14 protein-coding genes are annotated in these 21,145 nt (G+C 60.5%); 4 read left to right on the forward strand and 10 right to left on the reverse strand.

Going from position 1 to position 21,145, the window contains the following annotated elements:
- Positions 1 to 25 precede the first annotated feature (25 nt).
- On the reverse strand, positions 26 to 952 hold the full coding sequence (locus J3P86_RS19700) for a chemotaxis protein CheV (protein WP_305499370.1): 927 nt from the start codon (positions 950 to 952) through the stop codon (positions 26 to 28).
- A gap of 78 nt (positions 953 to 1,030) precedes the next feature.
- Here J3P86_RS19700 and flgA point away from each other — a divergent pair, with 78 nt between their 5' ends.
- The 4 genes from flgA to J3P86_RS19720 all read left to right on the forward strand — a co-directional run bounded on the left by flgA (position 1,031) and on the right by J3P86_RS19720 (position 3,626).
- Positions 1,031 to 1,795, forward strand: a complete 765-nt coding sequence (gene flgA / locus J3P86_RS19705) for a flagellar basal body P-ring formation chaperone FlgA (protein WP_434698675.1) — start codon at positions 1,031 to 1,033, stop codon at positions 1,793 to 1,795.
- A 161-nt stretch (positions 1,796 to 1,956) separates the two neighbouring features.
- Positions 1,957 to 2,271 carry a flagellar biosynthesis anti-sigma factor FlgM gene (gene flgM, locus J3P86_RS19710; RefSeq protein WP_434628992.1) on the forward strand — a complete coding sequence of 105 codons (315 nt, stop codon included), beginning with the start codon at positions 1,957 to 1,959 and terminating at the stop codon, positions 2,269 to 2,271.
- 48 nt (positions 2,272 to 2,319) lie between these two features.
- Positions 2,320 to 2,787, forward strand: coding sequence for a flagella synthesis protein FlgN (locus J3P86_RS19715; protein WP_434572372.1), 468 nt, complete (start codon positions 2,320 to 2,322; stop codon positions 2,785 to 2,787).
- Between the two features lie 92 nt (positions 2,788 to 2,879).
- Entirely contained in the window at positions 2,880 to 3,626 is a 747-nt protein-coding gene (locus J3P86_RS19720; RefSeq protein WP_434698677.1) for a flagellar brake protein, read from the forward strand.
- Between the two features lie 64 nt (positions 3,627 to 3,690).
- Here the strand turns inward: J3P86_RS19720 and J3P86_RS19725 are convergent, their stop codons facing one another.
- The 9 genes from J3P86_RS19725 to J3P86_RS19765 form a co-directional block, all read right to left on the reverse strand.
- The gene (locus J3P86_RS19725; protein WP_434697061.1) at positions 3,691 to 5,058 is read right to left on the reverse strand and encodes an MFS transporter; all 1,368 of its coding nucleotides are present in this window, start codon (positions 5,056 to 5,058) and stop codon (positions 3,691 to 3,693) included.
- A 70-nt stretch (positions 5,059 to 5,128) separates the two neighbouring features.
- The gene (locus J3P86_RS19730; protein WP_434700665.1) at positions 5,129 to 6,370 is read right to left on the reverse strand and encodes a glutamine synthetase family protein; all 1,242 of its coding nucleotides are present in this window, start codon (positions 6,368 to 6,370) and stop codon (positions 5,129 to 5,131) included.
- A gap of 330 nt (positions 6,371 to 6,700) precedes the next feature.
- Entirely contained in the window at positions 6,701 to 7,393 is a 693-nt protein-coding gene (locus tag J3P86_RS19735; protein WP_434697060.1) for a sensor histidine kinase, read from the reverse strand.
- Entirely contained in the window at positions 7,386 to 8,993 is a 1,608-nt protein-coding gene (locus J3P86_RS19740) for a response regulator (RefSeq protein WP_434656293.1), read from the reverse strand. The genes J3P86_RS19735 and J3P86_RS19740 overlap by 8 nt, the downstream gene beginning before the upstream one ends.
- Positions 8,994 to 9,387: 394 nt before the next feature.
- Positions 9,388 to 10,287, reverse strand: coding sequence for a PoNe immunity protein domain-containing protein (locus tag J3P86_RS19745; protein WP_434698679.1), 900 nt, complete (start codon positions 10,285 to 10,287; stop codon positions 9,388 to 9,390).
- The gene (locus J3P86_RS19750; RefSeq protein ID WP_434628980.1) at positions 10,284 to 10,520 is read right to left on the reverse strand and encodes a hypothetical protein; all 237 of its coding nucleotides are present in this window, start codon (positions 10,518 to 10,520) and stop codon (positions 10,284 to 10,286) included. The genes J3P86_RS19745 and J3P86_RS19750 overlap by 4 nt, the downstream gene beginning before the upstream one ends.
- Positions 10,521 to 10,804: 284 nt before the next feature.
- On the reverse strand, positions 10,805 to 11,161 hold the full coding sequence (locus J3P86_RS19755; protein WP_434628978.1) for a hypothetical protein: 357 nt from the start codon (positions 11,159 to 11,161) through the stop codon (positions 10,805 to 10,807).
- Between the two features lie 150 nt (positions 11,162 to 11,311).
- Positions 11,312 to 11,908: an imm11 family protein gene (locus J3P86_RS19760; RefSeq protein WP_434698680.1), complete on the reverse strand. Its 597-nt coding sequence runs from the start codon at positions 11,906 to 11,908 to the stop codon at positions 11,312 to 11,314.
- A gap of 1 nt (position 11,909) precedes the next feature.
- Positions 11,910 to 21,134 (reverse strand): hemagglutinin repeat-containing protein, encoded by a 9,225-nt coding sequence (locus tag J3P86_RS19765; RefSeq protein ID WP_434698681.1) that lies wholly within the window; start codon positions 21,132 to 21,134, stop codon positions 11,910 to 11,912.
- Positions 21,135 to 21,145 lie beyond the last annotated feature (11 nt).

Below are 21,145 nucleotides of genomic sequence, written 5' to 3' on the forward strand. Positions count from 1 at the left end.
GCCGGGCGCACAACGCGCCCGACCTTTATTCTGCTGCCTTGATTCGCTCGACCACCCGCGACGCCAGGTCATCGGGCCGGAACTTGGCCAGAAAATCATCGGCGCCGACTTTCTTGACCATCGCCTGGTTGAAAACCCCGGACAACGAAGTATGCAAGATGATGTGCAGCTTCTGCATGCGCGGGTCGCTGCGAATCTCCGACGTCAGCGTGTAGCCATCCATCTCCGGCATCTCGATGTCGGAAATCATCATCAGGAACTCTTCTTCCGGCTTCTTGCCCTCATCGACCATCTGACGCAGGTAATCCAGCGCTTGCCGTCCGTCGTTGAGGGCGACCACTTCGACGCCGACCGTTTGTAGACACCGCGTGACCTGCTTGCGTGCCACTGAAGAATCGTCGACGGTCAGGACTCGCAGCGAAATCGCCTTGTGCTGGGTCTCGGCATCCACCACGCCGACGGAAATCGTCTCCGGGGTCGGCGCCACTTCGGCGAGGATCTTCTCCACGTCGATGATTTCCACCAACTGGTTGTCGACCCGGGTCACCGCCGTCAGGTAGTGATCGCGGCCGGTGCCCTTGGGCGGCGGATGGATCTCTTCCCAGTTCATGTTGACGATGCGCTCCACCGACCGCACCAGGAACCCTTGGGTCTTGGTGTTGTACTCGGTGATGATCACAAACGGATTGCTCTGATCCAGCAGCCGACCGGAACCGGTCGCCATTGCCAGGTCGAGAATCGGGATGGTCGCCCCCCGGATATTCGCCACACCGCACACGACGGGACTGGACTTCGGCATCAGGGTCAGCTTAGGGCATTGCAGCACTTCGCGAACCTTGAACACGTTGATCCCATACAGTTGTTGGCCATCGAGACGGAACAACAACAGCTCCAGGCGATTCTGACCGACCAGCTGTGTGCGCTGGTTTACCGAATCCATCACTCCCGCCATGCCCTGACTCCTACCTAACGCTAATGTGTCCGACGCGCATTCATCACTAAACGGCACGGGGCTTGCTATTGAACCGGCATGAACGCACAAACGACATTTTCTCGACGCCTGACCACTCACTGCCGCCACTGGCTCGGTGCACTGTTTGCCGTCTGCCTGTTTGCGGTCGGCGGACGCGCCGTCGCTGATGTGCCGGTTACCTTGCCTGATCTCCTTATCGGCGTCACGCAGGGCTTTCTTGAATTCACCGTAGAAGACTATCTGGCAACCAGTCAAACCGAAGGTCGCTACGAGATTGAAGTCAACCAGCTCGATCCGCGCCTGCGCATGCCGATGTGCGACAAGGAATTGACTGCCTCGCTGGAAAGCCCGGCAAGGCCCCTGGGCCGGGTCACGGTGAAGGTACGTTGCGACAGCGCCGCGCCCTGGACGGTTTTTGTGCCCGCTCAAGTGCGGCTGTTCCGCGAGATTGTCACGACCACCCGTCCGCTCAAGCGCGCCGGGATTGTTGAGCCGCAGGACGTGGTGCTGCGTGAACGCGACATCAGCCAGATCAGCCAGGGTTTCCTGACGTCCGCCGATCAGGCCATCGGGCAGAAACTTGTCCGACCAATGGTCGCCGATCAGGTCGTTACCCTCGTGCACCTGGAACAGGCCGAAGTGATCCGCAAGGGCGACCAGGTCGTCATTACCGCCCGCAGCGGCACCCTGGCCGTGCGGATGCCCGGCGAGGCGCTGGCCAATGGCGGCGTACGCGAGCAGATTCGGGTGAAGAACCTCAATTCGAAACGGGTGATCAAGGCGCAGGTGATAGCGCCCGGCCACGTGGAAGTGGCCATGTAACGGGGTAGACAGGCTGGCGCTTGACCTCGGTGTTCCCTAGACTGTGCCTTACGCAAAGGCAAGCGCAGACGTGCGCACGTTCATTTGATAAATGAGCCTAAAGTTATTTTGGGAATGGCCGAAAACATGGCAAGCGTCCAAATACCCAGAGGTTTTTTACCATGGTCATCGATTTCAATCGTTTAAACAGCTCCTCGCCGCTGACAGGCACAACGCGCACTGGCGCCAGCAAGGAAACCGTCGAAACCGACAAGTCCAAGCCGGCTGACAAGGCCGTCACTGTCAACAACGGGGAGTCGGTACACCTCAGCAATGAGGCTCAGCAGTTGCAGAAGGTCACTGACAAGCTGCGCGATCAACCTGTCGTCGACGACGCCCGCGTGGCGCAGTTGAAAGCAGCAATCGCCGATGGCAGCTATAAAGTCGACAGCAACCGTGTAGCCAGCAAACTGCTCAACTTCGAAGCCCAGCGCTAGGCTGATGCCAGCGCCAGGCTTTTGGACGCTTAAGACCCAAGGCCAGCCATGCACGATACTAATTTGTTGCAATTGATCATCGACGACTTTGCCCCGGCGCAACAATTGCTGGAGCTGTTGCAGACCGAAGCCCTGGCATTGCACGGGCGGGATATGCCTCTGCTGGAAAATCTTCTGGCGCAGAAACAGGCATTGATCATTTTGCTCGATCAGCATGGCCGCAAGCGCAGCGAGATTCTCGCCAGCCTCAACCTGCCCGCTGACAACAACGGCCTCGCGCAACTGGCCAGCCAGTCGTCGGTTGGCGATCAGCTGTTGTCGCAAAGCGCGGTGCTCAATGACCTGCTCAGCCAGTGTCAGGCCGCCAACGCCCGCAACGGTCAATCCATCCAGATGCAGCAAGTCGCTACCGCCAACCAGTTGCGGATCCTCAATGGCGGCGAAATCCCGACGCTCTACGACGCTCGCGGTTCGACCGCAAAAATGGTCAAGCACCGTCCGCTCAGCCAGGCGTGAAACGAACGATGCCTGCGCACTATCAACGCGCGATACATGCTGGCAAAATGCTGGCTCTTTGTAGTCGTATTTTGCCTGGAGATTGACCCACCGTGTTCAATGCCACAAACGCGGATGATGCTCCGCAGCCGCCCATGGTCCTCACCACCCCCTTGGAAATCTCCGGCAACCTGCGGATGCTGCAAGAGAGCCACGACCCCCTGATCATTACCTTTCATGAGCGCACCCAGCGTTTCCAGAGCTACCTGGTGGATGTCGATCGCGACACCAACACCATCGCCCTGGACGAAATGATCCCACGGGACGGCGAGCGTTTCCTGCTGGCCGGCGAGCCGTTTCGGGTCGAGGGTTTTCATGACGGCGTGCGCATTGCGTGGGAAGGCAACGGGCCGCTGACTATCCAGGACTCGAAGGACGGCCGCTGCTACCGCGGCGCCCTGCCTGAAGAAGTGGTTTACCACCAGCGCCGCAACGCCTTCCGGGCCGCACTGAAACTGGCGCAACTGGTGAATGTTGAACTGGGTGGCGACAAGTTCAAGTCACCGGTGAACGGCAAACTGCTGGATATCTCCGCAACCGGCTGCAAGCTGCGCTTCGATGGCGACATTACCGCACGCCTGCAACTGGGCCAGGTCTACGAACGTTTTGTCGCCGCCCTGCCCTTCGGCAACATGACCGCGCCGGTCGAACTGCGCTACCTGCATTTTGAAGAGCGGATCAATACCACCTTCGCCGGCGTGCGCTTTCACAACATCAGCGGCCTGGTGCAGCGCCAGGTCGAACGCTTCGTGTATCAATTGCAGCGTGAAGCCCGGCGGTTCGACAAAGACGATTTCTGATTTTTCGCGGGCGATAAAAAACGGGCAATCCCTTGCAAGGGTTGCCCGTTTTTTTATCGCCGCTTCAAGGCCTGGCCCGGGTGAAATCCGAAGGTGGCGGTTCGTCTTCCGCGCCTTCGGTGACCGGCTCCAATTCCGGCTCAGGCTCAGGCTCCACGTCGGGGTTGGGCGAGGTCTGCATCTGATCCTGGACGACCTGCTCGTCTACCCGAGGGTCGAGGCACGCCACCAAGGGTGAGCTGGTCATGTTGTCCGGCATGGCCACGTGGTGCAGCGGCGCATCATCGACCTGATGCAGGTTGGTGACCGCTTTCGGCCGGATCCGCCACACCAGCACCAAGGCGAACAAGGCGAAAAATCCGTACAACATCTGGCTACCGAACAGCTTCATCAGCACCCCGGCCGCCAACGGACCGATACTGGCTCCCACGCCGTAAGTCACCAGCAACATGGCCGTAAGCGACACTCGGCGATCGCCTTCGACGTGGTCGTTGGAAAACGCCACCGCCAACGGATACAAACAGAACTGCACCAGCGAACAGCAGAATCCCGCGATGAACAGGACCTCCACCGGCACCTTCGACAGGATCGCCAGTGGTAACGCGCACACCACCAGGATCAGCGCGAAGCAGCGGATCAGCAGCGCACGATCATAACGATCCGACAGCCAACCCAGCGGCCACTGCACCAGCAGGCCGGCAAAGATGCAGCTACCCATGAACAGACCGACCTGCTCGGTAGTAAGCCCCTGCTGGGAAGCGTACAGCGGCGCCAGGCCGTAGAAGGAGCCGACGATCAGCCCCGAGCCAAGCACCGTGGTCAACGATTGCGGCACGCGTTTGATAAAGAAACGCGGCTCCATCGGTGCCGGATGCAGCGGCGCCGGGTGAATCCGCCGGGTCAGCGCCACGGGCACCAGGCACAGGGCGAAACACAACGCCACCAGCATCAGCAGCTCCAGGCCCAGGGCCGGGTGCATGACCAGAATCAGCTGGCCCAGCACCAGCCCCAGGTACGAGGCAATCATGTAGCCGCTGAACACCACCCCGCGCTGCTTGGCCTCGGCCTGCTCGTTGAGCCAGCTCTCGATAACCATGTACTGGCACATCATGCCGAGGCCGACAATCATCCGCAGCACGATCCAGGCCGGCAGCCAGTTCACCAGGCCGTGACCCAATACCGCCGCGCCGACGATCCCGGCGCACGCCGAATAGGCGCGAATATGCCCGACCCGGGCGATCAGCCGATGGCCGATCTTGCCGCCCAGCACCAGGCCGAAATAGTTGGCGGCCATCAACGCACCGACCCACAGGCTGTCGACGTTGTCGGCAGCCAGACGCAAGGCCAGGTACGTACTCAGGAGGCCCGAGCCGATGAGCATCATCAGCGAGGCGAAATAAAGCGCTCGAAAAGGTTTCCAGATTTGGCGCATCGGCGTTCCGAGCGGCTCCTTGAGGTGAGTGAGGGCTATCTTCTGAAGATAGCCCGAATGCGACGGTTGGTTATGCCTGGGCCGCCAGGACGCGCCGCTCCCAAGGCGTGATCTCGTCAAAGAAACTGGTCAGTTCCAGGCTCTTCGACGCGATGTAACCTTCGATGAACTCGCTGCCGAACAGTTCCTTCGCCAAGTGGCTACGCTTGAGACGCTCAAGGGCCGCATGCAAGGTACATGGCAGGGAGAGATTCTCCGGCACTTCGAATTCGCCCTGGATTGCGGCGCTTGGCTCCAGCCGGTTTTCGATGCCATACAGCCCGGCCGCCAGGCTCGCCGCGATCGCCAGGTACGGGTTGGCGTCAGCCCCCGGCAAGCGGTTCTCGACCCGTCGGGCCGCCGGCGAACTGGCCGGAATGCGCAACCCGGCCGAACGATTGTCATGGGACCAACAGGCGTTGTTTGGCGAAGCAAACGGGTGGCACAAGCGGTGGTAGGAATTCACGTTCGGCGCGAACAGTGCGGTGAAATCCGCCATGCCGGCCTGCTGCCCACCGATGAAGTGACGGAAAACAGCCGTCGGCTCGCCCGCCTCGTCGCTGAATACATTCCGACCACTGTCCAGCTCGACGACGCTCTGATGAATGTGCATCGAACTGCCTGGCGTCTGCGCCAGGGGCTTGGCCATGCAGACCACCGTCAGGCCGTGCTTGAGCGCCACTTCCTTGAGCAAGTGCTTGAACAGGAACGTCTGGTCGGCCAGCAACAGAGGATCGCCATGCAGCAGATTGATTTCGAACTGGCTCACGCCCATTTCATGCATGAACGTATCGCGCGGCAAACCCGACGCCGCCATGCATTCGTAGACTTCAGTGAAGAACGGGCGCAAGCCATTGTTGGAGCTGACGCTGAACGCCGACTGGCCGTCTTCGCGGCGTCCGTCCAGGCCCACCGGCGGTCGGAACGGCTGGGTCGGATCCGGATTGGCTGCGAAGACAAAAAACTCCAGTTCCGTCGCGACGACCGGCGCCAGCCCAAGCGCCGCATAGCGCGCTATCACAGCCTTGAGCTGACCACGGGTCGACAGCGGCGAGCTCTCCCCGCTGAGCTCGTCGGCGTCGCAAATCGCCAGGGCACGGGGCGGATGACTCCATGGCAAGCGATGGATCTGTTTCGGATCGGCCACCAGCGCCAGGTCGCCATCATCGCTGCCATAAAAACGCGACGGCGGGTAACCGCCCATGATGCATTGCAGCAGCACGCCCCGCGCCATCTGCAACCGCCGGCCTTCGAGGAAGCCCTCGGCGGTCATCACCTTGCCTCGCGGCACGCCATTCAAATCCGGCGTGACACATTCAATCTCATCAATGCCCGTCAGTCGCTGTGCGAGTGAACGCTGGCCATCGGTCGTCATGACGCAATCCTTGTTATGTGCGAGCCGCGAACGGCAACCCGTACAAAATAGGCTCCAGCTGTTCGGAATATCAAGCAGCTACAAAAATAAACAGCTACTACTGAAACAACTGTGGGAGCGAGCCTGCTCGCGAAGGCGGTGGATCAGCCAATTCAGTATCGAATGGGCGGACGCCTTCGCGAGCGGGCTCGCTCCCACAGGTGAGGGAAGTGTTGCGAGAGGTTTTGTTCAGGGCAGGTAAAGCCTGAACACCCCGCCGCCCAGCACGCCGCCATTGGCAATCTCGGTACGCCCGCTCAAGCCACCCCGCTGATGCAGACCGGCGATCCTCGCGGCGAAATACAGGCCCAGGCCGGTGCTGCCGGAGCTGTGGTTGATGCCCTGCACATACTCGGCCTGACGCTCGATCATCGCAGCTGGATAGCCTTCGCCGTCGTCATTGATGGTCAATACCAGTTGCCCGGCCTCGTCGCTCACGCTGATCAAGAGCGTCTGCCGAGCATGGCGAATCGCGTTGTTGATCATGTTGTCGAGCACCGAGGCAATCAACTCACGATCAAAAAAGCCCAGCGGACTCAGCGGGTCGACTTCGTAGGTGGCCATGATTCCGCGGCTGCGGAACACGTCCTGATGGCCGGCCAGCTGCGCTTCGATGAAGTCATCCAACTCATGATAGGCCGGATGCAACGGCAACTGGTTGACCCCCAGCTTGTACAGCCCCAGCAGTTGCACCAGCAGGCCGTTGAGGTGGGCGAACTCGAAGTCCATCACGCCCTGCTCCGAAGTCTGTCGCTCGGACTCCGGCAAACGCTCGAGCCATTGCGTATGAGCCTGCATGAGCAAGGTCAGGGAGTTCTTCATATCGTGCACGGTAGATGCAATCACCGTGGAAAAATCGAGAGCCTGTTCGCTGTCATTCATCGCCAAATGCCTTGCTTCGCAGTTTCTGATAGCGCGCAAAACGCGCATCGGTATCGGGCATCATGCCCACCAGTTTCAGGCAGGCGCGACATTCCTGGAGCAGCTCCGATTCGACGCTGGTATCGGTGCCGTGCAGCAGGGATTGCGCCATGTTCAGGGCAATACTGATGTTTTTTGGTTGCAGCTTCAGGGCGCGCCGGAACAGCTCTCGCGCCTCGGGCAAGGCGCCGGTCTTGTAGACGCGCACACCCTCACGGTTCAGCTCGGCGGCGGCGTTGCCCTGATTGAGAATGTTGGGGTCATCGGTGAGCTTGGCGATGCCTTGCATCACCGTCGGGTCATCGCCGTAGATTTCCGCGCAGTTCTTCAGCATCGACTCGCCGGCGCTGGTCTGTCCAAGCATCTGCAACTGCTTGGCCACCAGCAAGGCGGCTTCGGCGCTCATGAATTGCTCCATGCCGTCGAGGCGCTGCAACGCCTGCTCGGTGAGCTTCTCGGCGGTTTCGGCATCGTTGAGCAGCAGGCTCGTGGCCTTCATCAGCCGCGCCCGGACTTGCAGCCCCGGATCGCTGGGGTTTTCCTTGGCCACGGCGCTGAGCGTCGTGTTGATTTCCAGGCGAGTGCGGGTATCCAGGCCTTTTTCGCTGCCCTTGCTGATCAGCGCATGGGCCAGGCCGAGGTTGGTTTCCGGGTCCTTGAAGCGCGACTGCGCGCCCTGCCCCACCGCCTGGCGGTAGGCTCTCGACGCGGTGTCGTAATCTTCGTTGGTCATTGCCAGCTTGCCCAGCAGCGCTTGCCGGCGCACCGCCAGGGGCGACAGGCGCACCGCCTCTTCCAGCACGTTTTGCGCCTGCTTCGTATCACCTTCGGCCACCAGCACATCGGCCATGCCGTCGTACAGGGCGGGCATCATCGGAAAAGCCTTCAAGGCTTTTTCATAGACAGCCTTGGCCTCGCCCACCTGCCCGCGCTTGAACAGCAGCTTCCCCAGCCCCGCGTACGCCCAAGGCAACGGACGATCCGCGATGATGGAGTTGTACAACCGCTCAAGGGCCTCGTTCTGATTCAGGTCGCGTAACGCATCGGCGCGATAACGCAGGCACAGCGGCCCGTAGCGAGGGTCCTGCTTGCAAAGGGCGATACAGGCATTGAGCACCTCCATCGGCTTGCCACGGTCAAGGGCTTGCAGGATCGGCTTGAGCAAGGTCTTGCGCTGCTCGAGCCGCTCCAACCGCTGGGCCAGGCCGGAGCGATTGAATGGCTTGGTCAGGTACGCATCCGGCTCATGTTCCAGGGCACTGAGCACCATCGCCTGGCTGGTCTCGGCGGTCACCATGAGGAACACGCTTTCATGGCTGATCAGCTTCTCGACCATCAGGTCTTCCAGCACCTGCTGGCCATTCTTGCGCCCGTCGCCCAGGTGATAATCCTGCAGGATAAAGTCGTAGCGCTTCTGCGAGCACATGCGCAGGGCCACTTCACCGGTATCGGCGGTATCCACGTCCTTGACGCCCAGCTCCCGCAACATGGACCGGACGGAACTGCGGAAATCCGAGAAATCATCGACGATCAGAAAACTTTTTTGGTGGTACGCGAGCATCGAGGATGTCCAGGCAAGTAAGAAAATAACCCAATGGCATAACAACGAAACGCCGTGTCACAACCCCGAGGCGCGCAGATGATAGCCACCAGCCAGCAACGTTCAAGGGATTTCAGCACCCGCTTGGCCTGGCTGTGTCATGACGTACATTGCGAGCCGAAACGTTGGAGAGAAACGGGCTCATCGGGTTATCGGCAGGAGGTGGCGTTCCGTTAAGGAGAAGGTGTGGGAGAAACCGAGTGCAGGGAACCGGCTGCCCCCCGTGGCGAGGGAGCTTGCTCCCGCTGGGCCGCGCAGCGGACCTATTTTTTTTGGCGGCTGCTGCGCAACCGAGCGGGAGCAAGCTCCCTTGCCACAAAGGACGATGTCAGGCCCACCATCTGCGCAAAACTGCTCATTCACGACGGCCCAACAACCTCGCCCAAAACCCTCCCTTATTCTCCACAACCACCGTAGCAGGCGGGTCAACTTCCAGCCTCGCCGGATGCGTACTCGGCCCATTGGGTCTCAATAAGTCCCCCGGGTAATGCTCAAGCCCCAAGCACTGTGAGTCGTCGATATCGAAAGCCTTGACCGCCGCCACGGCCTCAACGCACCAACGACCGAAATAGGCGCCGCCCTCGAAATTTTCATCGCCATAGGTGTACCAATAGGGGTGTCTATAACTGACGGCCTGAAGATCAGAGCCAGACTTGGCACCGGTACGCACCTCCACGTACCAATGCTTGACGAACGCACTCAACAGGGAGGCTTGCGAATCCGCCGGAGCGTCTATCGCCGTCAGCAACCGAGCGTAGGGTTTCGGATAAAGAAGCACAGAACCTGTTTTGCGTTCAGGGCTGCGACTCGCGATTATTCGGTCGAGTAGCACGTCCTCGCCTTCGTTACCGATCAACGTCAACAACCGCTTCCACTGGTCATCTGGAATATCCAGCGCCAATCCCAACCCTACCAGCCAGAAGCAGGTGATGTAATGGTCGTAGTTGACGCGCCAGCTATGGCGAGTGAATTGCTGCTCCTGGGTCCAGACCGTCGCGCCAAGGTGCTCGGCCTCTTCCCAAGCATCGAGCAGCCCGGGGAAGTATCGCGAAAGGTCCGCTATCGGATCTCCAGCGGAATACCGGCGCAGCATCTGGTGCCAGTGTTTCTGCGCAATGATGAAAACGTACTGCGGCGCATAATCGGGATCGCCAGCAGGTTTGGCGGCGGTCTCCAGCGCGTCGACGATACTCTCATCACCATACTCAACCCATTCCGACCAATAGCGGGAGTCTCCCAGCGGTGCCCGAATCATTTAATCCCCCCTAGTAACTTGGATGTTGCAACAGGATCAGCCACGAACTTCCCGCCTTTTTCCAGAACACCTACGGTAACGTTTCCGAATGGATCTGTGTGTACCAACCACTTCTCGACACGACCAGCCGCCATCGCTTTATTGATGCTATCAGCCGCTTTTTGGTTGCCCCCGACCGACGCCAGAATGCGGTCGTAGTTGGTGTTGGTTCCCTGCAACCAATCATCACTCATCTGCAAACCGTCTTTAGTTGGTTTCAACTTGGACGAGCCGAATTTGAAGAAAATAAAGAAAAGGGGACAGATTTATTTGAAAACCTAGAGCCTAACAATTAAATAAACCCGCCCCTTATCCCAACAAATCAATCCGTCCCCTTTTCCCTCTTCAACAATCCCAAAAAGCGAGTTTTATCGAAGACTGCCCGGCCTTCACAGAAGGCACACCAGTCCAACAACAAAGACTTCACGTCTAGCTCCCGTCGTTCTTTAGTGAACGCTGCAATAAATCCGCGCAACCATCACTCTTCGTCCCAGAATTCCCCAGGTGGTGCACATTCACCATTCTTCAAGATAGCGCACCAACCAAAACTCCTATAAAACATCTCAAGATCGATTATTTCATAAACCCCGCCCCCAACGTCCTTCAGGGTGATCAAACCAGAAGCATGATGCGTGTACTGCCCCCCCGCCCCCGCAACAGCTCTTAACTCCAATTCTTTCCGATCCCACTCCAACACCACTCCAGACGATTCAGGAATAGTCTCAGCAAAATAAACCTCAAACTCGCTGGCTATCTTGCATACACAGGGAATCCGTTCCTGTCGGAGCAGCTCAACCGTAACTAAATTTTTGGGAAATTCAATTTTCAACTTCATTACAAAGCACATCGCAGAACAAATGGGCAGCTTTATTTACAACCGAGCAAATAAACAAATCTGCTACTTTTCCATACTGACTGACCTGTTAGCTCTGAGTCCAGACTATCGCTCCAGAGGAAACATTGGCTCACCCTCTCCTCTCGCCAATTAACACACAACTTCGCCCTCGCCATTAACACCTTCGAATAGCATCCCTGTAAGACCTGCTCGTTCCAGTTTAAGTTTTACATCCTCGCTAACTATCAATGCCCCCAAATGTTTCTTGATACGAAAAATATGTTTTCTCTGAGCCTTGGTAGGATCAATTATAAGATTGAGAAAAACTCTGTACTCACCAGCTCGATCAGGTCGAACGGGGTCATCAACCTCATATTTTTCAAAAGTGGAACGTGATTCATCTACGCAATCCAATTGAGTCTCGACGATCATTACATAGTAATGATCATGAGTTTGCTTACCTGCAACCGTCACAGGCTCAAGCACGACATTCATATAAGGCTCATCAACGTCGGGAATTCCTGCCAACGCATCCCTGGCTTTTTTACTCAAGATCGGCACGGAGGCATATCCAGCTAAGGAAAAATCCAGACTCACGCCCTCTTCAAGAACCTCAAGAGCGTAGGTACATGGCTCCATATATTCTGCAGGAGGATCGATAAAGAGCCAGTTATTGCAGTGCTTTATATCACCCAAATACCAACGCTCAGGAAACTGTACATCTTCTCGCAACAAGTAATATTTCATTTCAGCTTCCTGTAAGCCATCGATTAACCGAGCTTCCCGGCGTGACTGCTTCAACCTTGATCCTATTTAAAGTATTCACCACTGCACTCTTATATTGCGCGGTACCGGGTTCCAACCCACGCGTAGCATCGTCGAGGCTACCATAAACATATTGATGATAACTTTGAGGGTGTGGACCTCTATGACCCGGAACCGCGACCAGATTCTCAGTTGCCTTATTAATGTCCAGATCGGAACCATCAAAGAATTTTTGGAACTGCTTAGACCAGGCAATCTGTCCGTTTGCCCCGGCATTACATTTATTAGTGCAGATATGGTGTACAGGAACGCTGGAATAATCCGGCGGCGCGGAAACAGGTGTACGTCCACCTTCGAGCGATACAAAGCCACCGTTATTATCTCGATAAATCGGCTTACCGTCATTTGTATACCGACCTGTTGAGTTATAGATACCACCGCGTGGCCCGGTTACGGTGACAGTTCCGTTCGCATTTTCGGCAACTGTATAGCCGTCAGGAACACTGTGCCTTGCAGGTGCTGGTAACGCCAGCGGACTTTCGACATGTTGCCCGCCAGTCTCCGCTCCTGCATTGGAAGTATTTGGTCTTACTGGCTCGACAGGAATACGTTCTGGCAACTGATCTACATTTTTCGCGAGCTTTTCGAGTCTAGCCATATCGGCCATCTTTTCAAGCCCTTCCGCCCCCACCTTGATCCCGGCCTTCGCCAACGCCACCCCGCCCTTGGCCGCCCCACCGACGCCCGTGGCGATGCTCCCGACCTGCCAGACGAGTTCGCCAATGTCCTGCCCCAATTGCACGGCGCGATCATCACCCCCGTTTTCCAAGGCATCTTTAACGCGGTCCAGTTTGGCATTGAGCTCATTGAACACGCCGTCCTGTAACTGCTTGCGGACCTCCGGATCGTTGATCAGGGCTTTGATACCGTTGATCCCGTCAACCGGATTAAGGAGGAATTGCGCCAACCCTTCGACGTCGTTCCAACCCGCCTGCACCAAGCCCTTACCCAAGCCGAAGCGGGTCAGGACGTCTTGCTTCTGATGGATGTACGCCCACTTGGCGATCACTTGCGCTTTGGCGCCTAAGCCATCAGCCGCGCTGTATTCCTTCTCCGCCTGAACCAACTGCTGGGTCGCCAGCCAGTTGTTGTCCACCGCTGCACCGGCCGCGCTATTGGCGGTAGCCGGGTCGAGCGAGGAACTGGTGGCGGCCAACCCGGTGACAATGCTGACGATCAGGTTGCGCTTGGCTTCGCGCTGGGCTTCGCTTTCATCGGGGCTGGCTTCGGAGAACAGGCCGGTGAGCAGGCTCGACGCCGCCGCGCCTGCGGCTCCGCTGCCACAGCTCTGGCTGCTGGCGGCGGCGCCCGCGCAGGCGACGATGCCGTGCAGGGCGGCGTGCAGCGGCGAGCCTTCGGTGAGTTTGCCGTCCGCCACCAGGTCGCCAATGTAGCCGGCGCCCTGCTGCTGCAGGTAGTTGACCACCAGCCCTTGGACGAACGCACTGTTGCCGCCGCTGATGTTGCCGCTGGCCGCGCCGACCAGGGCGGTGGTGATCTGCCGGTAGGTGCCGCCCGCGCCCCACTTGTCGGCGATGCCCCTGGCTTCGGCATTGAGGCGCTGAGCGCTGCCGAGCAACGCCAGGCGTTCGCTGTCGGTGAGTTTGGCGTTGGGGTCCAGGGCCTTGTTCTGCGCCTCCTCGGCCTGTTTGCGCTTGTAGTCGACTTCCTTGGCCTTGTTGGCGAGCAAGGTGCTGGCTTCGTTGGAGAACGCCCCGACGATCTCGAAACCGGCACGGATTTCGTCTTCGTCGAAGATCGGCTTGAGGGTGTTGGTGGTGTCGCGGTCGCTGGAAACATCGCGATTGAGGCTGGCGACGGTTTGCTCGCCATTCTGGCCGGTGCGTTTCTGTTGCTCGGCGTCGTTGCTGATGACGATGGTCCCGCCACTGATGCCGCTGCGGGTGACGCTGCTGGCGTCGTCGCTGGCACTGATGGCGATCGGCATGGTGGCGCTGAGGTCGTTGTCATTCTTCGGCAGGTCGGTGCCCGGGGTTTGCGTGCCACCGCTGGTGGCGTTGCCCTGTTGGTCCTTGCCGACTTCGCGATAGCCGCCACCGACGCTGACGGTACTGGCGTCGTACTCGGCCCTGTTCTTGATGTCACGGCTGGTGAGGCTGGCGGTGACCAGGCGATTCTTGCCGTCCTGCACGGCCTTGTCGCTGCTGGCGATGACCGCGCCGACCAGGTCGGTGTTGCCCCCCACGCGAATATCAAAGCCGTCGTCCCCGGCCTTGATGCCCGATTGCTCGGTCACGCTGGCGTAGTTGGAATCGATATCCGTGGCACCGAAGCTGCCGCTGACGCCGTTGACCGAACTCATGCCGTAGCAGAACGGCGGGATGCACAGGCTGATGCCAACGCCCAGGCTCTTCTCATCGACCACGTAGGTGTTGGTGTCTTGCAGGCTTTCGATGTTCAGGTCGCCGCCGATATCGGCCAACACTCGCTTGCCGCTCGCCACCGCGCCTTTGAGGTTGGTGTCACCGCCCGAGGACAGCAGCAACTGGTTGCCCGCCTGGACATGGGTGTTGGTGTGGGTGAGGCCATCACCGTCCGCCTGGCCGCGAGTGCCGGACGCCCCAAGGTCCAGGGTGAAACCGTTGCGAGCACCGAGGGAGAAGCCGATGCCAATGCTCGCGCTGCTGCCTTTGCTGTCGGTTTCCTGTTTGTCGATATTGCGCGCGGCGAGCAGGTTGATGTCACCGTCCGCCAGCAGGCTGGCGTTGCGGCCGGCCTTGATATCGCTGCCTTGTACGGTGATGTTGCTGGCGGCACCCGCGCCCGTGGCACGCAGGCGAACGTCGTTGCCGGCGGTCATGGTCGAACCGGCCGCGCTGTCGCTGGTGTAGGTGGTGGTGCTTTCGTTCTTCTTGGTGCCCAGGGACAGGCTGATGTTGATCCCGCCCGCCGCGCCCGGGTCCATCGCCACGGCGGTGGCGGCATTGTTGGTCGCCAGTACGGCGGTGGCGGCGGCCAGGGCTTTCATGCGCCCGTCATCGGTTTTCTCCGATGCCCGTTTCATTTGCTGGGACGTCTGGATCGCGCTGATCACCGGATTGGTCACGGTGAGGGTGAACCCGGTCTGCTTGAACAGGGTTTCACGCTCGCGCTCGCGGGTGTTGCGCGCCTCGACGACGTCGATGGTCTGCGCCGTGACGTCGATGTTGCCTTGTGGCGCCGACACCTGGCTGCCCACTTGGCGATAGCCCTTGCCCGCTTCGATCAGCACATCACCGGTGGTCGAGCCGACCGTGCTGGCCACGGCCGTATGCTCGGTGGTGAGGTCCTTGACGCTTTGTTGCTGGGTCCCCATGGTAACGGCGATACCGCCGCCGCTGAACAGGCCGCTTTTCTTCACGGACTTGTCGTGGCGTTCGCTGCTGCTGGCGGTGTCGGCCTCGATGTTGACGTTGTTGTCCGCCACCAGAATCGTCTGGGTCGTCGAGACCACGTTGCTGCCCTTGAGGTTGATGTCGCGACCGGCCTGCACATAGGTCTGCTCGCCGCTCAGAGTGGAGCCTTCGAGCGAGGTCTGGCTGATGGTGTCGCGGGTGGTGGTGGTCTTGCTGGAGAACATCCCGTTGCTGCCCTTGACCTTGTGGGCTTCATCGGCGAACTGGTAGTTCTGGCCGGTGGTCAGGTTGACGTCGCGCTTGGCCTCGGCAAACACCGCGCCTTGCTCGCTGGTGACCTGGGCCGCGCGGGCGTTGAGGTCCTGGCCGGCGCTCAAGCGCACGTCGCCCTGCCCTTGGATCTGAGAGCCGACTTCGGTCTGGCTGGCGTCCTTGCGCCAGTTGCTGCTGTTCCAGGCCAGCGCTTGCTCATGGGCTTCGCCGACGGTGGCCAGGTTGATGTTCTTGCCTGCCTCCAGCAACGTGCTGCCGCCCTTGCCGGCGTTGACCACCTGGGCCCCGGTGAGGTTGAGGTCGTTGCCGGCACTCACGCCCATCGTGCCCTGGGCGCCGCTGACGAACAGCCCGGCCACCCGCGACAGGTTGGTGCGGGTGCCTTGGGCGCTGCTGCTGTCCCGGCTGCTGGAGACGACGTTGACGTCCTGCCCAGCCTTGATCGACAGGTTGTCCACGGCACCGATCAGGCCGCCGAGGTTGTTGAGGTTTTCCCGCGCGGTGAGCGATGCCTTGTCGGCCTGGATGCGCCCACCGAGGTTGTCGATGTTCTGCGCAGTGATCGCCATGACACTGCGCCCGGCCAGGCTGCCACTGTTGATCAGGTCGCCAGCGATGTTCAGGTTCAACTGCTGCCCGGCTATCAACGCGCCGGAGCCGTTGAGGTCGCCCTCCTGGACCCGTACATACACTTGTGGCACCAGCACATTGCGGGTGTCGCCGTTGGCCAGGGTCACCTGCTTCTGCACCAGCCAGACAATGTCGCTGGTCAACTGAGCCATTTGCGCGGAGGTCAGGGCCACGCCGGGCACCAGCTGCCATTGACTGGCGACGGTCACGGCGTTGTCGATCAGGGCGCGATACTGCGCTTCATCATTGGCGTAACCATCAAGGAAACGTCGGCCGGTAAGTTGCGCCACCTGTTCGCGGATCAATTTCTGTTCGTAGAAACCGTCGCCCAGACGTTGTTGCGTCAATGCCGGGTCGACTTGCAGGCGCTGCAGCATGTAGTCCGATGACAGCCAGGTGCGGTAGCTGGCAAAACGCGGATCGGTTTCGATCAGGTAGCTGCTGGTGTTCTGGGGATTTGTGGTGAACAGGCTGTTGTCCGGCAAGGCCAGGGATGGCCCGCCGCTGCGGATCTGCTCGGCCACGCCCTTGCTGTTGAGGGTGGTCTGGGCCGCGACCTGAACGATGGGTGCCACTTGAAAGGTCCTGTCGACCGGAGCGCTGACCGTGCCCGTGGCGGCGATCTGTTCGCCGACGCCCTGTGTGGCGCGAGCGCTGATCTGGGTGCCGGTACCATTGCCGGCGGCGTTCTGGGCGAACACGGTCGGTTGCAAGGTGATGTCCTGGATCAAGGGCGCAGGCGTGTAGCCCGTCATGGCTGTTCCCTGACGGTCCCGGCCCTTGCGCTGGATGCGATAGAAGCTCGTTGCGGTGCCGCTGTCGGTGGTGATGCGCTGGCCGGTCAGTTCAGTGTTGGTCAGGCTGGTAATGTCGGCCTGCAACAACCCACCGGCAATGATGCGGCTCTTGTCGTTGAGCACATCCCCTGCATTGATCTGCATCGTCCCGCCCGAGAGGATCTGCGCCGGTGCCGAGGTGGCGATCTGGGTTTCCTGGACCACGCGGGTGTAGTCGTAGCGGTTCCAGCTATCTTTGCTCCCCTCAGGCGTGTTGAGGTAATTGACCTCGTCGTGGCTAACGGAAATCTGGTTGCCCTGGTAACGGTTCGGCGAACCGCTGAGCTGGAATTCCTGCAAGGCGGTGCGGCTGACTTCCACCTGTTGGGTACTGAAGTGTTCGTTGGTGTTGCGCACGCTTTGCACATCGAGCGACAGGTTGCCGAGGGCCTCAATGGTCGCACTGGCGTTGGTCAGCAGTTGGGCCCGGTCCTGGGCCCTGTCAGTGGCGCCCAGCGCACCGCCGATGGCGAGGTCTCCGGCACTGAAGATCATCGCCTGTTCGCGGTTGTCCAGCGTGCCGGTGCCAATATCCAGCGACTCGCGGGCGGCGATGGTCGCAGCGACGCCGTTCTCGTCGCGGTTGGCCAGCGCCGAGGTGGCGATCGCCAATCGATCACCGTACAGACGCCCGGTGCCCAGGTTATTCAGCGACAGCGCTTGCACACGCACTTGCTGGCCGTCGATCAGGCCACGGTTGGTCAAGCTGTTGTTGACGGTCAGGCGAACCTGGCCGGCGCTGATCTCGCCAGTGGCGGCGTTGTCCAGCGTCTGCGAACGCACCAGCAGGAGATTGCCCGCCAGCAGTTTTCCGCTGTTGTTGAAAGCCCCATCGGTGCTCAGGTCAACTTTGTTATTGGCCTGGATCTGGCCACTCAGGTCCAGGCCACTTTGCAGGCTGAACGTCAGGTCGCCCAGGCTCAGGGCTCGACCGGTGCCCGCGTAATAGGCCGCGTTGAGGGACAGCAGGCTACCGGCGAGCAGGGTTCCGTCGAGGTTGTGCACCGCCTGGCGACGTTGCGCCGGATCGCGATCGGTGATGGTCAGGCCGGCTCCCGCGGAAACCAGGCCGCCCTGGTTATCCAACGCCTGGCTGACGCCGATGGACAACCCTTGGTCGGCGCGCACGGCACCGGCCTGGTTGCCGAAGGTGTCGAGCGCCAGGCTCATGGCGCGGCCTTCGAGGCCCTGGTTGGCACCTTGGGTGGCGCTGTTGTCGAGCACATCGGCAGTCACGCCCAGGGTTCCGGCACTGCGAACCAGTCCGCCCTGGTTGTCGAGCGTCTCGCCCAGCACCAACTGGACATCGCCGAGGCCCTGCAACTGGCCGCCGCGGTTATCCACCCGGGCGCCTTCGACCTGTACGCTGTTCTGGCCAATGATCTGGCCGCCGCTGCCGTTGGTGAGGTCGGTGGCCTTGAGCACCAGCGCGCCCTTGGCGCCGAGGAAGCCGGTGCTGTTGTTGAAATGGGCGCTGTGGATTTCCACCGCGTCCTGGCCGCTGATGCCTTGGGTGGTGCCGGACTGAAGGTTGTTCAGCGCCTGGCTGCCGGTATCGATGAACAGCTTGCCCTTGGCCTGGATCAGGCCCGCCGCGTTGCGCAGTTCGCCGCTGCGCAGGTCGAGGGTCGCACCGGCATTCAACGTGCCCTGGCTGTTGTCCATCAGCAGGCCGTGGCTGTTCAGGTCCAAGGCCCGGCCACTGATTACCCCGCCCTGGTTATTCAGGCCCTGGGCCGACAGGGTGATATCAGCCAGTGCTTCAAGACGCCCGCCGCTGTTCTTCAATTCATCGGCCGAGACACTGACCAGCAGTCCGGACTTCACCGAACCCAGCACGCCGTTGGTGTTGTTCAACTGCCCGGCGATGATCTCCATGCGCTGGGTCGCGGCCAGCGTGCCGCCGATATTGTTCAAGCGGTCGAACGTCGCGTACAGCTCACCGCCGGCACTCACGGTGCCTTGGGCGTTATCCAGCGCCTCGCCGCTGACCTTTGTCGTACCGCTGGCGGCCAGCGTCCCGCCGCCGTTATTGATCTCTTTGTCGGCCGTGACGGTCAACGTACCGTTATCGGTAGCGAGGACTTTACCGCCCTGGTTGTTCAACGTGCCGACCTTCACGTTCACCGCGCCGGGACTGCTGACTTGCCCGGCCTGATTGTCGAAACGTTCACGGGCGGTGACCTGCAACGTTTGCGCGCCGGTCTGGAGAATGCGTCCACGCTGGTTGGACAGGGTCGTGGTGTCGAGCGTGATCTGTTGGCCTTGGGTCAGACCATCATCGACCACCACCTCGCGGGCCTTGACGCTCAACGTGCCATTGCTCGCCAAGGTGCCTTTGCTGCCGGCCAACTGAGTGGCCTGGATGTCCAGGGTGCCTTTGCCGGCGTGTTCGACCTTGCTGTTGCTGTTGTCGAGGCGATGGGCGCCAAGCTTCAGGTTGTTGCCGTTGGAGGCAATCCGCCCACCGCTGTTGTCGAGCGTGGCGACGGCGGTGATCGAGGTATCGGCGGTGCCGGTCTGCACCAGTTCACCGCCGATATTGGACACATCACGCGCGCTCACTTGCAGGTTGCCGGCGTTGACCTTGGCCGCATCGGTGCGCAGGGTCTTGGCCGCCTTGGCATTCAGCACCTGGGTCGCATCGACTTGACTGCCACTGAGGTTGGCATCGCCAGTGCGGGCCGTCAGGGTGATGTTGCGGCCCAGGGTCTGGCTGCCGCTCAGGTCCAGGTCAGCCGCCTCGACGCTGACATCGCCGCCGGCAAGGTTCTGGCCCTGCGCCTTGACCGTGGCGGCCCGTAGCGCGAGGTTGCCGCTGCTGCCCAGCTTGCCGTCCGCCCCGACGCCCGCCGCCAGGCTCGAGGCCGTGGTGCTGCGAATAGTCTTGGCGGTCAGCGTCGTGTGGTTCTGGCTGGCAACGGTGCCGCTGTTGTCGATGTCACTGGCGCTGTCGAGCCCCAGGTCGCCCTTGGCATAGAGCGTGCCGCTGTTATCAACGCTGGCGGCAGTGATTCGCGTCGCCGTTGCGCTGCTGATCGCACCTTGGTTTTGCAATTTGCCGTCGGCGCTGATGACCACCTCGCCAGCCATGGCGCCGATCTGCCCGGCGTTGCGCACCCCTACGCCGGCCTCCGTACCCACCAGCATGATCTTCCCGGCATACATGCCGCCGAGCTTGGCGACATCGACGGCAACGGTGGGTTTCTCATCGTCGGCGCCCGGCAGCGGCGTGGCCTGGGTGTTGTCGGCATTGACCTGATTACGTCCGGCGGTGACCTTCAAGTCGTTGGCCCACACCCCGGCGTTGACCTGCACCGAACGGGCAATCAGGTCCGTGTAGTCGGTCTCGCGGGCATCCAGGCCTTTGCCCTCAATGTTGATGGCGCCGCCCTGCACGGTGTAGCCCGTGATGCGACCGCTCTCCAGTTGCGCCCGGCCGGTGCTGAGGGTGGCCCGATCCGCGTTGATGAAACCGCAACCGTTGCAGGTGATACCGGACGGGTTGGCGATCACCACTTCGGCGCGCTGGCCGGCGACTTCGACGTAACCGCGCAACTGGCTGGGATTACTGGAATTGACTTCGTTGAGGATGACTCGCGCGCCGCCATTGCCCAACATCGGGTTGCCTTCGATCCAACCGCCCAGTTTCGTCTGGCTATTGCCCGCGCCGTTGTTGAGGATTACCCCCCGGCCATCGACGTCAAACTGGTTATAGGTATTGCGCGAGACACCGCCGGCGCTGGGGGCCTGGATATTGACCTGCGGCGTGCCGTTGGCGCTCTGTATCACTCCTGGTCGCTGACCGGCCGGCGCGCCTGGATCGGCGACAATGGTGCCGGCCCAGGTTGGCGCCACGCTGAAGGACACCAGGCCAATCGCTGCCATCAAGGCAAAGCGCAACGCCCCGAGTGTCGCCGTGCAAGCCGCTGCGCCAGCCGCCGGGCCAGAACGAGTCCCCGGCGCCTTGACTTGGCTGGTAACGTTCTCGGCCACTACCATCAACAGTCCGCGAGCCTTGTTGAAAACGATTCGGTACAGATGCTTGTTCATAGCAATTCCAT

The organism is Pseudomonas sp. D1-1, assembly GCF_051132225.1.
Lineage (GTDB): Bacteria > Pseudomonadota > Gammaproteobacteria > Pseudomonadales > Pseudomonadaceae > Aquipseudomonas.

What these genes read in the sequence shown, in the direction of transcription:
- J3P86_RS19755 (WP_434628978.1), bottom strand. Translation starts at nt 11,161, where the DNA reads ATGAAGTTGAAAATTGAATTTCCCAAAAATTTAGTTACGGTTGAGCTG.
- J3P86_RS19750 (WP_434628980.1), bottom strand. Translation starts at nt 10,520, where the DNA reads ATGAGTGATGATTGGTTGCAGGGAACCAACACCAACTACGACCGCATT.
- flgM (WP_434628992.1), top strand. Translation starts at nt 1,957, where the DNA reads ATGGTCATCGATTTCAATCGTTTAAACAGCTCCTCGCCGCTGACAGGC.
- J3P86_RS19725 (WP_434697061.1), bottom strand. Translation starts at nt 5,058, where the DNA reads ATGCGCCAAATCTGGAAACCTTTTCGAGCGCTTTATTTCGCCTCGCTG.
- J3P86_RS19745 (WP_434698679.1), bottom strand. Translation starts at nt 10,287, where the DNA reads ATGATTCGGGCACCGCTGGGAGACTCCCGCTATTGGTCGGAATGGGTT.
- J3P86_RS19740 (WP_434656293.1), bottom strand. Translation starts at nt 8,993, where the DNA reads ATGCTCGCGTACCACCAAAAAAGTTTTCTGATCGTCGATGATTTCTCG.
- J3P86_RS19735 (WP_434697060.1), bottom strand. Translation starts at nt 7,393, where the DNA reads ATGAATGACAGCGAACAGGCTCTCGATTTTTCCACGGTGATTGCATCT.
- J3P86_RS19715 (WP_434572372.1), top strand. Translation starts at nt 2,320, where the DNA reads ATGCACGATACTAATTTGTTGCAATTGATCATCGACGACTTTGCCCCG.
- flgA (WP_434698675.1), top strand. Translation starts at nt 1,031, where the DNA reads ATGAACGCACAAACGACATTTTCTCGACGCCTGACCACTCACTGCCGC.
- J3P86_RS19765 (WP_434698681.1), bottom strand. Translation starts at nt 21,134, where the DNA reads ATGAACAAGCATCTGTACCGAATCGTTTTCAACAAGGCTCGCGGACTG.
- J3P86_RS19700 (WP_305499370.1), bottom strand. Translation starts at nt 952, where the DNA reads ATGGCGGGAGTGATGGATTCGGTAAACCAGCGCACACAGCTGGTCGGT.
- J3P86_RS19730 (WP_434700665.1), bottom strand. Translation starts at nt 6,370, where the DNA reads ATGACCGCCGAGGGCTTCCTCGAAGGCCGGCGGTTGCAGATGGCGCGG.
- J3P86_RS19760 (WP_434698680.1), bottom strand. Translation starts at nt 11,908, where the DNA reads ATGAAATATTACTTGTTGCGAGAAGATGTACAGTTTCCTGAGCGTTGG.